Origin of the sequence: Agathobaculum faecis, assembly GCF_014287995.1 — a bacterium.
GTDB lineage: Bacteria > Bacillota > Clostridia > Oscillospirales > Butyricicoccaceae > Agathobaculum > Agathobaculum ammoniilyticum.
Genome location: NZ_JACOPL010000002.1, coordinates 69,544 through 82,825, shown reverse-complemented (window position 1 = coordinate 82,825; position 13,282 = coordinate 69,544). Strand labels below are relative to the sequence as shown.

Genomic DNA, 13,282 nt, shown 5'->3' with positions numbered 1-13,282 from the left:
CTTTCCATACAGCGATATGGACGCCTATTCACCAGTTGTCCGATCCGTCCTCCGGAATGACCGCCTTCATGCCGGTGATCGCCACCTCAATCATGGAATCGTCCGGCTCGAACACGGTCAGGTGCTGGATCATCAGGCCAGGCCAGCGCAGCGCACGGGAAAGCACGCTCTCCGAACGGCCGGCGTAGCGGTTGAACTCATAGCTGATGCCCACCACGAGCGGCAGCAGGACCAGATGCGCCAGCATGCGCAGAAACGGGTTGGTGATATCCACGATGGAAAACACGATGGACGAAACAATCGTCGCAATAATAATCAACACGAACATAAAGCTGGTGCCGCAGCGCGGATGGTATTTGTTCTGGCGGCGGACGTTCTCCACGGTCAGTTCCTCGCCCGCCTCGTAGCAGAAAATGGTCTTGTGCTCCGCGCCGTGGTATTCGAACGTGCGGCGGATGTCCTTCATGTGCGACACCGACCACATGAACAGCAGGAAGATCACCACGCGCACCGCGCCCTCCAATACGTTGCGGGCGAGTACGCCCCAGCCCTCCGGCACAAAGCCGCCGAGGAAGCTCGGCAGCAGCAGGAACAGCGCGACCGGCAGCGCGATGCCGATTACGGTCGAAATACCGAGGATCAGCCGGTTCAGACCCTCGGAGCCGAATTTATTTTCCAGCCAGATCTCGAATTTGGAGGGCGGCGCGTCCACCTCCTCGTCCTCAAAGAACGAGGCCGAATAGTTGATTGCCTGGATGCCGTCTTTCATGGCCATGAACAGGCCGTAGGCGCCGCGCAGCACCGGCAGCTTCCAGAACGCGGAGGGCTGGTGCGCGTCCTCCTCCTTTACGACCAGCTCGCCGTTTGCCTTGCGGACAACCGTGCAGACCCGTCTGGGACCTTTCATCACGATGCCCTCGATAATCGCCTGGCCGCCGATCGTGGTTTTCTTTTGCGTTGGCATTAGCTATCTCCTTTGGGTTCAGGGGTATAAGGGGTTTCCGGCACCTTGGGGATAGCCCCCGTGATGCCGAGCGCTTCCTCCGCCTCCGCGGCGGGCAGGGTGATGGTGACCGTCGTACCCGCGCCGAGCGTGGACGCGATATCCAGCGTGCCGCCGTGCAGGACGACGATCTCGTCGGTCACGGCCAGGCCGATGCCGCTGCCGCGCTGCTTGGAGGAGCCTTTATAAAATTTCTCCTTGACAAAAGGCAGCTCGGCTTCCGGTATGCCTTGGCCGTAGTCGCGCACCGAGGCGACGATTTTGCCGCCCTCCCGCCGCAGGGAAATATCGATCTTTTTCCCGTCCGCGCCGTATTTGGCGGCGTTGTCCAGGATATTGAGGAACACCTGCTTCATGCGATGGCGGTCGCCGTTGATATAGTAGTTGGCGTCCACGTCCTCGTCGTAGCTCAGCCGGATGCCGCTTTTCTGCAGCAGATTTTCATACATATACACGGCCTCGTACAGCTCGATCGATAGGTCGAACAGCTCGACCTCGAGCTTCATGCGGCCGGACTCGATGCGCGCGAAATCCAGAAGCTCCTCAACCATGCGGGTCAGGCGGCCCGCCTCTTTCTGGATGATGGTCAGGCCCTGCATAACCTCCTCTGGGTCCTCTCCCCCGCCCGCGAGCAATGTTTCGCTCCAGCCGCCGATGGCGGTGAGCGGGGTGCGCAGCTCGTGCGAAACCGAGGAGATAAAGTCGTTCTTCATGCGCTCGGCGCGGCTGATCTCGTCTGACATGTAGTTAATCGTATCGCACAGCTCGCCAATCTCGTCGTCATAGGTCTTTTGCAGGCGCACCCCGTAGCGGCCGGCCGCGATCTCCTTGGCGATCGTGTTGATCTTGAGGACCGGATCCACGATGGACTTGACAAAATAGCTGTTGGAGGCGACGACCAGCATCAGGAACACCAGGCAGGCCAGAATGACGATGCCGATGATGATCCAGATCTGCCGCTCAACGATGCGCAGCGAGGTGATGAAGCGCACGCCGCCGATCAGCTCCCCGCGGGAGGACAGGAGAGGGGTGGTCACGCTCATGACCCGCTCGTCCGTAAGCGGGTCGCGGCCGGGGAACACCGCGGTCTTCTGGGTGGACAGCGCCTGCGCGGCGTCCTCGGTGGAGGCCATGCCGCCGCCCGTCAGTGCCGAGGTGGACAGCAGGATACGGCCGTTGCGGTCGAGGAACTGCATCTCGAGCTTTTCCTGCTCGCTGAAAGTGGAAACGTCAGATTCCGCCTGCGCGTAAAACTGGTCGTAGGTTTCGGTAAAATACTTGTGGTAGGTTTCGGCCTTGAGCGTGGCGCGCGAGGTCAGGTTGTCCCGCACCGAGGCGTAATAGTAGCCGGACACGCCGACCGTGACCAGAATAACCACGGCCGCCAGGATGACCAGCACGAACGAAAGCGAGTTCATCATCCAGCGGCCCTTGATGCCGCCCGGCGAGTGCAACACCTTGGGCGCGGCTGGCTGTGGCGGCGCCTTGGGCTGTTTTTTAGATCTGCGATAAATCATAGGTAAGCTGCCTTTCTCATCTCAGGCTGTTGCGGCAAACGCACAGGGGGCGGCAGCGCGCTCCCTGCTTGCGGCGGTCAACCCTCCCACATATAGCCGTAGCCGCGCACGGTCACGATATGCGATGGCTCCGCCGGATCATCCTCGATTTTGATGCGCAGGCGGCGGATATTTACATCCACGATCTTGAGCTCGCCCACATAGTGATGGCCCCAGACCATCTCCAGCAGCTCGTCGCGGGAGAGCGCCTTGCCGATGTTCTCCATAAACGCTTTCAGCAGCCCGTACTCGATCTGCGTCAGCTCGATCTTGATGCCGTTCTTGAGTACCTCTCGCGCGCGCAGGTTGAGCTTGAACGGGCCGGACTTGATCACATCCTCCTCCGAGAAGGGCGAGCCGGACACGCGCCGGTACAGCGCGTCCACGCGCGCGGCAAGCTCGATCACGGAAAACGGCTTGGTCACATAATCGTCCGCGCCGTTCATCAGGCCGGTCACCTTGTCCGCCTCCTGGGTGCGCGCGGTCAGCATGATAACGCCCGCCTGATAGCCCGCGGCGCGCATAGCGCGGCAGACCTCATACCCGTCGATGCCGGGCAGCATCACATCCAGCACCGCAACCGCGATATCCTGGTTGGCATGGTATTTTTCCAGCGCCGCTTCGCCTGTTTCGGCCTCTATCACCTCGTAACCGCTCCGCTTCAGGTTGAGGACCAGAAAGGAGCGGATATTTTCTTCATCTTCCAAAACCAGTATTTTGCGTTTCATGGATGTTCCTCCTTTGATTTACCATTCATTCATTGCTCCAGGCCTGGGTGAGGAGCGAGAAGCGCTCTTTTACGCCGTTGGCATCGATCTGGATCGCGCTCTGCTGTGCGTCCTCCGAAAAGCGCGCGAAGTAGACCGCCTGCGAGGTCTGGCCGAGCTGAAGCAGGTCGGTACGGCCGATATAATAATCCCGCAGCGTTCCGGTGACGCAATAGATGGTGAACAACGGTATTTGCTGCCCACCACCGATATATTGCGCGAATTCAACCGCGCTGATCCCGCTTTCGCTCGTCTTGACCGCCGTGATCTGGTCGTGCCATTCTGCATCGATCTTAAACATCCATCCGTCAGACACATTCTGATAGGTGGTCATCATCAGCACTGGCGGCCGATCCACGCTATACACATACCAATCGAGCATGAAAAGCGCGTCCGTCGCGGCGGCTTCGTCGTAGCCCGCCATGAGTACGGCGCGCGGCAGCTCGGTCACGCCGTCGCCGTTGATATCGGCCGCGTAGACCGATACCGGCCGATAGGTACCCCGATGGATGGAGTCCTCGCTGTCCAGCGCGAGATTTTGCAGTGTCCCGTCCTCATAGACAAAAATATCTGTTGTCAGTCCGACACCGCTCGTTGTTTTTTGCTCTGCAAACACAGCGGGCTGGTTTTTCTGTACGCGGCCGCTTGTCATCCGTTCGACCGAAACCGCCTCGGCGCTGGTAGCCGCCTCGCCTACCAGGTCCAACCCGATATGGTACTGATACAGCCGCGCCACGCGCTGTCCGGCGGGGTTGTTCGTAATGAGCAGCAGGTCCTTGGCGCCGTCGCCTGTCAGGTCGGCCAGCTCCATGGCCGAGTATTCGGTCTCAAGCAGCAAGCCCGGTGCGCAGTTTTTATCAAAATCGCACATGGTCAGCGCGCCCACGCCGTCTCCCGGCAGCTTCCAGGCAATCAACATGCCGCGCCGGCCGGCCGGTGTGATCGTGGGGTAATCGACCGACAGGATCGCGGTGCCTTTCCCCTCGATCGCGCCCGTGCAGACATACTGCTGGTCTTGTTTTTTATAAACATAGACCTTGAACGCGTTGCTCGTCACCGAGCTGGAACCGCGGAAAAACGCGATCGCTTCATCCGCCCCGTCCCCGTCCAGATCGACAAGCTGGATAGGCGAGCGGTTTTCCCCGTCGGTCGGCGCGGTATAGGTAACGCCCGACGAGAGCAGGTTTTCCAGCTCGACCTGCAGGGTCTGGTAGTTGGCGGATGGCTTGGGCGCGGCGAGCAGGTCGTCGCCCGATGGGAACGTGCAGCCGGACAGCGCAAACAGCAGCACGGCCAGCACGGGGATGGTTCGGATCAATTTCATGAAGCTCTCCCGTTCACAATCAATGCAGACACTTATACAGATTTAGTATAGCACAAAGCCCACCCGTTTGGTACTGGAAATTGCATAATTTTTATCCGGTTTTCCAGCGCGCGGGCGCGCTTCGATTGACAAATCCGCTTTTTGCGGGTATACTGGAAACGTATCCGCACCCGTGGCGAAATTGGCATACGCGCCAGATTTAGGTTCTGGTCTCGCAGGAGGTAGGGGTTCAACTCCCCTCGGGTGCACCATACGGCGAAAACCGGCCTGGAGGGGCCGGTTTTCCGCTTTACTGATTCTGGAGGGCTTCTGCTATGTCTGTCGAGCAATATTTCCCTTTCTGGCCGAAACTGACCGACGCGCAGCGCGACCTGCTGCAAAGCGCCGTTTCCAGCGCGCGCTTTGAGGCCGGCAATATCCTGCACGCGGGCAGCAGCGACTGCGCGGGGCTGTTCATCGTCGTCAAGGGACGGCTGCGCGCCTACACCCTGTCCGGCGAGGGCAAGGAGCTGACGCTGTACCGCCTGCTTGAACGCGATATCTGCCTGTTTTCCGCCTCCTGCATTATGCGCAGCATCCAGTTTGACGTGATGATCTCCGCGGAGGAGCCGACTGATGTGCTCCGCATCCCGCCGGATGTTTACAAAACGCTTATGGAGCAATCCGCGGCTGTGGCCGGCTATACCAACGAGTTGATGGCGGCGCGCTTTTCCGAGGTGATGTGGCTGATGGACCAACTCCTCAACCGCAAGCTGGACAGCCGCCTCGCGGCGTTCCTGCTGGAAGAGCGCGGCCTGTCCGGCGCGGATATCCTGCCGCTGACGCATGAGCGCGTTGCGGCGCACCTAGGCAGCGCGCGAGAGGTCGTCACCCGCCTGCTCCGGTATTTTCAAAGCGAAGGGCTCGTACAGCTGGAGCGCGGCAGCATCGCGCTGACCAATATCGACGGCCTGTACCGCACCGCCGGCGACAGCCTGCGCTGACCGGACGCTGCCCGCATCAAAAAACGGCCGCTTACGCGGCCGTTTTTGTCCGCTCCCTGTCGGAACGTCATGTTATGCTGTTGAGATATTCCTCCGCGAAATGCGCGGCGACCGCACCGTCCGACGCGGCGGTGACGATCTGCCGCACCGCCTTGGTGCGCACGTCGCCCACCGCGAACACGCCCGCGACGCTGGTGCGCGTCGTCTCGTCCGCGATCAGGTAGCCCTGTTCGTCCAACGCGACCTGGCTGGCCAGCAGCGCGGTGTCCGGCACGCGGCCGACCGCCGCGAACACGCCGTCGCACGCGATCGAGCGGACCGCGCCGGTTTTGACGTTTTCCACCTGCACGCCGGTGACGCGCTCGGCATGGAGCAGCCTTGTCACGCGGCTGTCCCAGACAATTTCCAGGTTTTCCGCGGCCTGCAGGGATTTTTCATATACCTTGGAGGCGCGCAGCGTATCGCGGCGGTGGATCAGGTACACCTTTTCGCACAGCTTGGCAAGCAGCAGCGCGTCCCCGACCGCGGTGTTGCCGCCGCCGACCACGCAGACCGTCCGTCCCTTATAGAACATCCCGTCACACGCTGCGCAGTAGGCCATGCCGCGGCCGACCAGCGCCTGCTCCTCCGGCACGCCGAGCGGACGCGGCGACGCGCCTGTGGCGAGTACCACCGTCCGCCCCTCGACCACGCCCTCGTCGGTCGTGACCCGCTTGACCGGCCCTTCCAGGCTAGCCTCTGTCACGGTCGCCAGCAGCGATTCCGCGCCGAACCGCTCCGCACCGCGCTGCATGCGCTCGCCCAGCTCAAAGCCGTCGATCGGCTCGTCAAAGCCCGGGTAATTCTCCACCTGCTCGGTGGTGGCCATCTGCCCACCCGCGGACAGCTTTTCGATCACCAGCACGCTCAGTCCGGCACGGGCGCCGTACAGCGCTGCGGTATAGCCGCCCGGCCCGCCGCCAATGACCAGCATATCATATATTTTTCCCATAGGCCTGTCTCGCTTTCCTGTTTATACGGACTGCGCCTGCATCCAAGCGTCGATATCCGCCTTGGAACCCGGCGCGACCAGCTTCTCGCCCGCCGCCCCATTCTTCACAAGGATGAGTGAGGGGATGGTATCGACCGAGAACCGCTGCGCCAGCTCGGGCTGCTCGTCAATGTTGACCTGGGCGACCGCCGCGCGCCCCGCGTAGGCCTCGGGCAGCTTGGCGACCACGCCCGCAATCCGGCGGCAGTAGGTACACCACGGCGCCCAGAATTCCAGCAGCACCGGCTGCGCAGACTGTTCCACGAGTTCCTGATAGTTTTCCTTGGTAATATGCAGCATTGCCATTGTCAACAGCTCCTTTTCTATTTGTATTTCTGGTATGCTTTTATTATACCCGTTTTTCTGTCGATTACTGTGAGTTTGTCACCAACAGCTTTTGAGGAGGGGTCCGGTTTGTCTAAAGCGATCGTCTGTCTGGGGGATTCCAACACCTGGGGCTACGACCCGCGCGGCTTCGGCGGCGGACGCTGGCCGGACTGTGTGCGCTGGACCGCGCGGTTGAACGCGCGGCCGGAATGGATCATCTACAACCTTGGGGAAAACGGCCGCGCCATCCCGCATACCCCATTCGAGCTGCGGACGCTGTGCGGCCAGCTCGCGGCGCTGCGGCCGTTCGACGGGCTTTGCGTGATGCTCGGCTCGAATGACCTGCTGCTCGGCGTGCCGCCCGCGGCTGCGGCCGCGCGGATGGAGCGTCTGCTCGTATGCCTATCGAGCTTAGGCGTTCCCTTCCTGCTGATCGCCCCGCCATGCTTCCATCCCGGCGACTGGGTGCGGGAGGAGGCGCTGCTCGCCGCCTCCGCGCACCTTGCAGGGTATTACCGGATACTGGCCGGCGAAAGCGGCGCGGCCTTTGCCGACGCGGGATGCTGGGATATCCCCCTGTGCTTCGACGGGGTGCATTTCACGGCCGAGGGCCATGCGCGTTTTGCCGCGCAGGCCGGCGGGGCGTTCGCCGCAGCATTTTGCGGAGCAAAATGATTTCCGAAAAAAGTTCTAAAATATTATAAAAACACCCTTGAAAAGCATTTTAAATCGGGTTATCCTGTTCCCAGACCGGTCAATCCACTGAAAGGAACATTCTGTTATGAAACTGATCGAACTGCCCGCCCTGCCGATTGCTTTCCTGCGCCGCACCGGCCCCTATGGACCGGAAAACCGTGCGCTGGTGGAACGGCTCAAACGTCTGGCACGGGACGCCGACCTGCTGGATGCGGGGTCAGTCATTTTCTGCGCCGCCTGGGACGACCCCGCCTGCACGCCGCCCGAAGCCTGCCGGTATGACGCCTGCCTTGTCCTCCGGCTGGCGGCGCGGCTACCGGATACCCGTTCAGGCTACCTGCCGGACGGGCGTTACGTCTGTTTTACTGTGCCGCACACGCCGGAGGCGCTTTCCGAAATATACGGCACGGCTGTCCGCACCGTCGGTTGCTGTGGATTATCCGCCGACCCATCCCGCCCGATGCTGGAAGCCTATCCGCTTTCCCTCGTGCAGCGGGGAAGGTGCCAATTTTATGTCCCTGTTCTCTGAAAAACAGCAGAAAAGCGCCGCATTGCGGCGCTTTTTCCTTATCCCTTTTTCGCCTGCGCCTTGGCTTCAAAGCGCGCCTTGTCCACAATGGCGCGCTGGTGCGTACCCTCGCCGATCAGGCCGGCCTCGTCATAGGCCGCGACATGGAAGGTTAAGATCTTGCCGTTCGGCGCGATCTCGGTCAGCTCGGTCTCGACGCGGACCTCCATACCCTCAGGCGTCGCCGCAACATGACTGACGTTAACCAGCGTACCGACCGTGGTCTTGCCTGCTTCCAGATGTGCCTCCACGCTGGCCGCGGCGGTATTCTCAATCGCGGCGACCATCATCGGCGTCGCAAACACGGCCACCAGGCCGCTGCCGACGTTGGATGCGAGCTTATCTGCGGTGACGGTGAGCTTCTGCTCGCCCTTGATGCCAATTTCCATGCCTCATTCTCCTTTTCTGCGAATCTCAGTCTTGCCGCCCATATACGGCTGAAGCGGCTGCGGGATAGCCACCGAGCCGTCCGCGCGCAGGTTGTTCTCCAGGAACGCGATCAGCATGCGCGGCGGTGCGACAACCGTGTTGTTGAGCGTATGCGCGAAGTACAGTTCCTTGGCATCCTTGCCGCGCACGCGGATGCCCAGACGACGCGCCTGCGCGTCGCCCAGGTTGGAGCAGGAGCCGACCTCGAAATACTTTTTCTGGCGCGGTGACCACGCCTCCACATCGCACGACTTGACCTTGAGGTCGGCCAGGTCGCCCGAGCAGCACTCCAGCGTGCGCACCGGAATCTCCAGCGAGCGGAAGAAGTCCACCGTGTTCTGCCACAGCTTGTCGTACCACATCGGGGACTCCTCCGGCTTGCAGACCACGACCATTTCCTGTTTTTCAAACTGGTGGATGCGGTAAACGCCGCGCTCCTCTATGCCGTGCGCGCCGACCTCCTTGCGGAAGCAGGGCGAATAGCTGGTGAGCGTCTGCGGCAGGGTATCCTCGTCGTTAATCGAATCGATGAACTTGCCGATCATGGAATGCTCGGAGGTGCCGATCAGGTACAGGTCCTCGCCCTCGATCTTGTACATCATGTTCTCCATTTCCTTGAAGGACATGACGCCTTTGACCACGTCGCCGTGGATCATAAACGGCGGGATATAGTAGGTGAAGCCGCGGTCGATCATGAAGTCGCGCGCATAGGACAGGATGGACGAATGCAGCCGCGCGATGTCCCCTTTCAGGTAATAGAAGCCGTTGCCCGACGTCTTGCGGGCAGCATCCAAGTCGATGCCATCAAAGGATTCCATGATATCGACGTGATACGGTATTTCATAATTCGGAACAACGGGGTCGCCGAACTTTTCGATCTCCACATTTTCCGAGTCATCCTTACCGATCGGCACGGACGGATCAATGATGTTCGGAATGACCATCATACGGTTTTTGACTTCCTCGGCAAAGGTCTTTTCATCCTCTTCCAGCCTTGCCATCTCGTCCGCCATGGCCTTGACCTCGGCCTTGACCTGCTCGGCTTCGTCCTTCTGGCCCTTTGCCATCAGGCCGCCGATCTCCTTGGACTTTTTGTTGCGCATGGCGCGCAACTCGTCGCAGCGGGTCTTGGCGGCGCGGAATTTGGCGTCGAATTCGATGACCTCGTCAACGAGCGGCAGCTTTTCGTCCTGGAACTTCTTTTTAATGTTCTCTTTCACCGCGTCCGGATTCTGTCTGACAAATTTGATATCCAGCATTTTACGTTACTCCTTTTTATTCTTCTGTTGTTAAATCCTCTATTTGCTTTTGCACGGCTTCAAATAATTTGTTGATATCCGAGCCGAACGAATTTTCCGCTGCGCGGCCGAGCAGACGTTCTGCACCGTATTTTTCCACCAGCGCGTCGTATTCCCGCACCGCGTCCTCCGTGTTTTCCGATAAAAGCTGTGCGCTGATGCGCGCCAAGCCGGCGTATACGTCGCGTTCCTCCATGCGCAGCGTAGCGGCGGCGACCACATCAGTGTGCGCCAGCTCGCTGTCGAGCGCGCTGCGCACACCGTCCAGCGCCTTGCTCTGCGCGTCGAACTGCTTTTGCAGGTCTTCCATTTTCTGTGTCGCGCCCTGCGCGACCGTTTGCTGCTCGGTCAACTGGTTAGTCAGCGTGTCAAGCTGCCTGTCCGCGCGAGCCTGCGCGATATAGCTGATTAAAATCAGCGCGAGCGCCACGGTAAACAGGCCGATGATATAAAAGGTAAGCGTCGTGCGGCTGAGCTTTTTTTCCGGCTTGGGCCCGTCCGGCGTTTTTTTCTGCTCGTCCATGTTTTCCTCCTTATACGCGCAGGCTGCGCAGCGCTTCAATCAGGCGTTCCAGATCGTCTGATCCATAATATTCCAGCGTCAAGGTGCCGCTTGTTTTCCCCTGCTGGATGCTGACCTTGCGGCCGAGCACACTTTCCAGTTCCCGCGCGGCTTCGGACAGGTAATCCACGGAAAAAACGGCGCTTTCGGTCTTTTGCACCGGCTTTTTGTTCAGCTTTTTCGCCAACGCCTCGGCCTGCCGCACGGTCATGCCGGCCATCTGTCTGGCCGCTTCCACACGTTTGTCCGCTTCGGACACTGCCAGCACGGCGCGTGCATGACCGCCGGACAGCTTGCCCTCACTGACCATAACACGTACCTCGTCGGGCAACGCCAGCAGGCGCAGCGCGTTCGCTACCGCTGGACGCGATTTGACCACGCGGCGCGCGACCTCCTCCTGCGTCAGCCCGAACTGCCGCATCAGCAAGTCATAGCCCTCGGCCTCCTCGATAGGATTGAGGTCCTGCCGCTGCAGGTTTTCGATCAGGGCCAGCTCCATGATCTCGCTTTCCCGCGCTTCCAGCACCATGGCCGGTATCTCCTTGAGTCCCGCCATCCGCGCCGCGCGCCAGCGGCGCTCACCGGCTATGATCTGGTAGTAGCCGCTCTTCTCCCCTGCGCGCACGGTGATCGGCGTGATTACGCCGTGCAGGCGGATGCTCTCCGCCAGCTCCTCCAACGCGTTTGGGTCGAAGACCTTGCGCGGCTGATTGGGATTGGGCTCGATTCTGGAAAGGGAAAGTTGGGTGACGCCGCCCGCCGCCGCGCCTGCGGCGCTCAGGTCGGTGACATCGCCGCCGAACAGATTGGACAGGCCGCCGCCCAGTCCCCTTTTGGTCGATGACATCACACTCTCCCCTTTTCCTGCTTATTCTTTTTCAGTATTTCATCCGCGAGGGAAAGATATGCTTCCGCGCCGCGGCACATCCGGTCGTAATCCGTGATCGGCTTGCCGTGGCTGGGCGCTTCGCTCAGGCGCACGTTGCGCGGCACAACCGACGAGAATACCTCGCCCGGAAAGTGCTTTTTTACCTCTTCGACCACCTGGATGGACAGGTTGGTGCGTCCGTCAAACATGGTCAGCAGCACGCCTTCCAGCGCGAGCGACGGATTCATGCTCTTTTTCACCATACGGACGGTTGTCATCAATTGGCTCAGGCCCTCCAGCGCGTAATATTCGCACTGCAGCGGCACCAGGAAGCTGTCCGCCGCGCAAAGACAGTTGAGCGTCAGCAGTCCCAGTGAGGGCGGGCAGTCAATGAAAATATAATCGTATTCTTCCCTGACACGATCGAGCACGCCCTTGAGACGGTTTTCCCGTCCCTCCATCATGATGAGGTCCAGCTCCGCACCTGCCAGGTTGACATTTGCGCCGATCAGGTCGACCCATTTGGTCGATACAATGGCGCTTTTCACATCCGGCTCATCCGCGACGATCAGATCATAGATCGAGGTCTTCAAAGAGCGCGGATCAACGCCGAAGCCGGACGTTGCGTTTCCCTGCGGGTCAAAGTCGCACAGCAGTACGCGCTTGCCACGCTCGAACAACGCAGCCGCAAGATTAATGGCCGTGGTCGTTTTGCCGACGCCGCCCTTTTGATTGGCGAACGCGATGATTTTACCCATAAGCGTTTTTCTCCTCGGCTTTCCCTTATTTTCTTACGGGTTTTATTATAGCACAACACCAATCAAAAGCAAAGAAAAAACAGCAATGTTTCACATGAAACAACCCAAGATTTTTGTTTCACGTGAAACACTGCCGTATCAATATCAAAATTAGTTGCAGCGGGCATGCGGAATGCAGATAGTAAGCGTCAGCCCGTCGTCGCTTTCCTGCTGCTCGACGGTCGCACCGATACCCGCGTCCACCATAACGCCGACCGCGCGGTTGAGCGTATTCAGGAAAAAGCGAACATCTTTAATCAGCCGGATCACCTTGCGCTCCTGTCCCGACGGCGTTTCCTTTTCCTTTAGCAGGGTATCGATATACTGTTCCGCGCGGCTGACGTTCAGATCATGCTCGATAATAAACTTGGTCGCGTTGATCCGATCCTCCTCCTGTTCCAGACGGAGCAGGCAGCGGGCATGCCGCTCGGTCAGGTTCGCGCTGCGGATCATCTCCATATTCTGCGGCGAAAGGCGGAGCAGGCGAAGCTTGTTCGCCACCGCCGACTGTGTTTTGCCAACCTTGCGCGCGGCTTCCTCCTGCGTCAAGCCGTATTGGTCGATCAGCCGCTTGAAACCGTTTGCTTCCTCAAAAAAGTCCAGGTCGCGCCGCTGCAGGTTTTCCACCAGCGCAATCGCGGAGGAATCCTGCGAATCCGCAGCGATTACCAGACAGGGTACTTCATTCAGTCCCGCCACGCGGGCCGCGCGCAGCCGGCGCTCTCCCGCGACCAGCTCATAGCCGCCGTTCGGTGCGCGCCGCACGGTCAGCGGATTGAGTACCCCATATTGACGGATGCTTTCCGCAAGCTGGGCAATCGCCTCAGGATCAAAATATTTACGCGGCTGGTTGGGGTTGCGCGCAATATCGCTCACGCGGATGCGACGCAATGTACGATCCTCTTTTCCTGTCACAAGTGTCAAAACCGACATCAAATTCATTACCTCCTTATGTCCTTTGGTAATAGATTACCATATTATTACATTTTGACAAGGAAAATCGACCGCAAAACTTTGCTTTTTCGACCGTTACCAGTCATTTCCTACCAGAAAACACACATTTCCGTGCATTTT

Annotated in this window: 15 protein-coding genes and 1 tRNA gene; 4 read left to right on the top strand and 12 right to left on the bottom strand. The window is 59.7% G+C overall.

Translation table 11 applies throughout. The annotated features are described in order from the left end of the window. Positions 1-28: 28 nt before the first annotated feature. The 4 genes from H8S45_RS02390 to H8S45_RS02375 all read right to left on the bottom strand — a co-directional run bounded on the left by H8S45_RS02390 (position 29) and on the right by H8S45_RS02375 (position 4,650). Positions 29-964 carry a DUF1385 domain-containing protein gene (locus tag H8S45_RS02390; protein WP_054326571.1) on the bottom strand — a complete coding sequence of 312 codons (936 nt, stop codon included), beginning with the start codon at positions 962-964 and terminating at the stop codon, positions 29-31. Continuing rightward, a complete protein-coding gene (locus H8S45_RS02385; RefSeq protein ID WP_054326572.1) occupies positions 964-2,520 on the bottom strand; it encodes a sensor histidine kinase in 1,557 nt (518 codons plus the stop codon). The genes H8S45_RS02390 and H8S45_RS02385 overlap by 1 nt, the downstream gene beginning before the upstream one ends. A 77-nt stretch (positions 2,521-2,597) precedes the next feature. Continuing rightward, positions 2,598-3,287: a response regulator transcription factor gene (locus H8S45_RS02380; RefSeq protein WP_054326573.1), complete on the bottom strand. Its 690-nt coding sequence runs from the start codon at positions 3,285-3,287 to the stop codon at positions 2,598-2,600. 25 nt (positions 3,288-3,312) lie between these two features. Further along, positions 3,313-4,650: a hypothetical protein gene (locus H8S45_RS02375; RefSeq protein WP_107631357.1), complete on the bottom strand. Its 1,338-nt coding sequence runs from the start codon at positions 4,648-4,650 to the stop codon at positions 3,313-3,315. A 166-nt stretch (positions 4,651-4,816) separates the two neighbouring features. Here H8S45_RS02375 and H8S45_RS02370 point away from each other — a divergent pair. Then, positions 4,817-4,901: transfer RNA gene (locus H8S45_RS02370), tRNA-Leu, on the top strand. A gap of 63 nt (positions 4,902-4,964) precedes the next feature. Continuing rightward, a complete protein-coding gene (locus H8S45_RS02365; RefSeq protein ID WP_107631356.1) occupies positions 4,965-5,633 on the top strand; it encodes a Crp/Fnr family transcriptional regulator in 669 nt (222 codons plus the stop codon). A 67-nt stretch (positions 5,634-5,700) separates the two neighbouring features. Here H8S45_RS02365 and trxB read toward each other — a convergent pair whose 3' ends face one another. After that, the gene (gene trxB / locus H8S45_RS02360) at positions 5,701-6,624 is read right to left on the bottom strand and encodes a thioredoxin-disulfide reductase (protein ID WP_054326577.1); all 924 of its coding nucleotides are present in this window, start codon (positions 6,622-6,624) and stop codon (positions 5,701-5,703) included. A gap of 21 nt (positions 6,625-6,645) precedes the next feature. Next, entirely contained in the window at positions 6,646-6,969 is a 324-nt protein-coding gene (locus H8S45_RS02355) for a thioredoxin family protein (protein ID WP_054326578.1), read from the bottom strand. A gap of 108 nt (positions 6,970-7,077) precedes the next feature. Between H8S45_RS02355 and H8S45_RS02350 the strand changes: the two genes are divergently transcribed. Both H8S45_RS02350 and H8S45_RS02345 read left to right on the top strand, forming a co-directional pair. Further along, positions 7,078-7,665 carry a GDSL-type esterase/lipase family protein gene (locus tag H8S45_RS02350; RefSeq protein ID WP_159068133.1) on the top strand — a complete coding sequence of 196 codons (588 nt, stop codon included), beginning with the start codon at positions 7,078-7,080 and terminating at the stop codon, positions 7,663-7,665. Between the two features lie 106 nt (positions 7,666-7,771). Continuing rightward, positions 7,772-8,215 (top strand): GyrI-like domain-containing protein, encoded by a 444-nt coding sequence (locus H8S45_RS02345; RefSeq protein ID WP_054326580.1) that lies wholly within the window; start codon positions 7,772-7,774, stop codon positions 8,213-8,215. Between the two features lie 38 nt (positions 8,216-8,253). Here H8S45_RS02345 and H8S45_RS02340 read toward each other — a convergent pair whose 3' ends face one another. The 6 genes from H8S45_RS02340 to H8S45_RS02315 form a co-directional block, all read right to left on the bottom strand. Next, positions 8,254-8,643, bottom strand: coding sequence for a thioesterase family protein (locus tag H8S45_RS02340; protein ID WP_054326581.1), 390 nt, complete (start codon positions 8,641-8,643; stop codon positions 8,254-8,256). 3 nt (positions 8,644-8,646) lie between these two features. Further along, positions 8,647-9,942, bottom strand: coding sequence for a serine--tRNA ligase (serS, locus tag H8S45_RS02335; protein ID WP_054326582.1), 1,296 nt, complete (start codon positions 9,940-9,942; stop codon positions 8,647-8,649). Between the two features lie 16 nt (positions 9,943-9,958). Beyond that, positions 9,959-10,504: a hypothetical protein gene (locus tag H8S45_RS02330; protein ID WP_054326583.1), complete on the bottom strand. Its 546-nt coding sequence runs from the start codon at positions 10,502-10,504 to the stop codon at positions 9,959-9,961. A 10-nt stretch (positions 10,505-10,514) separates the two neighbouring features. Beyond that, positions 10,515-11,390: a ParB/RepB/Spo0J family partition protein gene (locus tag H8S45_RS02325; RefSeq protein ID WP_054326584.1), complete on the bottom strand. Its 876-nt coding sequence runs from the start codon at positions 11,388-11,390 to the stop codon at positions 10,515-10,517. Further along, positions 11,390-12,169 (bottom strand): ParA family protein, encoded by a 780-nt coding sequence (locus H8S45_RS02320; RefSeq protein WP_054326585.1) that lies wholly within the window; start codon positions 12,167-12,169, stop codon positions 11,390-11,392. The genes H8S45_RS02325 and H8S45_RS02320 overlap by 1 nt, the downstream gene beginning before the upstream one ends. A 150-nt stretch (positions 12,170-12,319) precedes the next feature. Further along, complete coding sequence (locus H8S45_RS02315) at positions 12,320-13,141, bottom strand: ParB/RepB/Spo0J family partition protein (protein WP_054326586.1); 822 nt, start codon at positions 13,139-13,141, stop codon at positions 12,320-12,322. Between the last annotated feature and the right edge of the window lie 141 nt (positions 13,142-13,282).

What these genes read in the sequence shown, in the direction of transcription:
- H8S45_RS02355 (WP_054326578.1), bottom strand. Translation starts at nt 6,969, where the DNA reads ATGGCAATGCTGCATATTACCAAGGAAAACTATCAGGAACTCGTGGAA.
- H8S45_RS02365 (WP_107631356.1), top strand. Translation starts at nt 4,965, where the DNA reads ATGTCTGTCGAGCAATATTTCCCTTTCTGGCCGAAACTGACCGACGCG.
- H8S45_RS02320 (WP_054326585.1), bottom strand. Translation starts at nt 12,169, where the DNA reads ATGGGTAAAATCATCGCGTTCGCCAATCAAAAGGGCGGCGTCGGCAAA.
- H8S45_RS02325 (WP_054326584.1), bottom strand. Translation starts at nt 11,390, where the DNA reads ATGTCATCGACCAAAAGGGGACTGGGCGGCGGCCTGTCCAATCTGTTC.
- H8S45_RS02380 (WP_054326573.1), bottom strand. Translation starts at nt 3,287, where the DNA reads ATGAAACGCAAAATACTGGTTTTGGAAGATGAAGAAAATATCCGCTCC.
- serS (WP_054326582.1), bottom strand. Translation starts at nt 9,942, where the DNA reads ATGCTGGATATCAAATTTGTCAGACAGAATCCGGACGCGGTGAAAGAG.
- H8S45_RS02375 (WP_107631357.1), bottom strand. Translation starts at nt 4,650, where the DNA reads ATGAAATTGATCCGAACCATCCCCGTGCTGGCCGTGCTGCTGTTTGCG.
- H8S45_RS02390 (WP_054326571.1), bottom strand. Translation starts at nt 964, where the DNA reads ATGCCAACGCAAAAGAAAACCACGATCGGCGGCCAGGCGATTATCGAG.
- H8S45_RS02340 (WP_054326581.1), bottom strand. Translation starts at nt 8,643, where the DNA reads ATGGAAATTGGCATCAAGGGCGAGCAGAAGCTCACCGTCACCGCAGAT.
- H8S45_RS02330 (WP_054326583.1), bottom strand. Translation starts at nt 10,504, where the DNA reads ATGGACGAGCAGAAAAAAACGCCGGACGGGCCCAAGCCGGAAAAAAAG.
- H8S45_RS02345 (WP_054326580.1), top strand. Translation starts at nt 7,772, where the DNA reads ATGAAACTGATCGAACTGCCCGCCCTGCCGATTGCTTTCCTGCGCCGC.
- trxB (WP_054326577.1), bottom strand. Translation starts at nt 6,624, where the DNA reads ATGGGAAAAATATATGATATGCTGGTCATTGGCGGCGGGCCGGGCGGC.
- H8S45_RS02385 (WP_054326572.1), bottom strand. Translation starts at nt 2,520, where the DNA reads ATGATTTATCGCAGATCTAAAAAACAGCCCAAGGCGCCGCCACAGCCA.
- H8S45_RS02315 (WP_054326586.1), bottom strand. Translation starts at nt 13,141, where the DNA reads ATGTCGGTTTTGACACTTGTGACAGGAAAAGAGGATCGTACATTGCGT.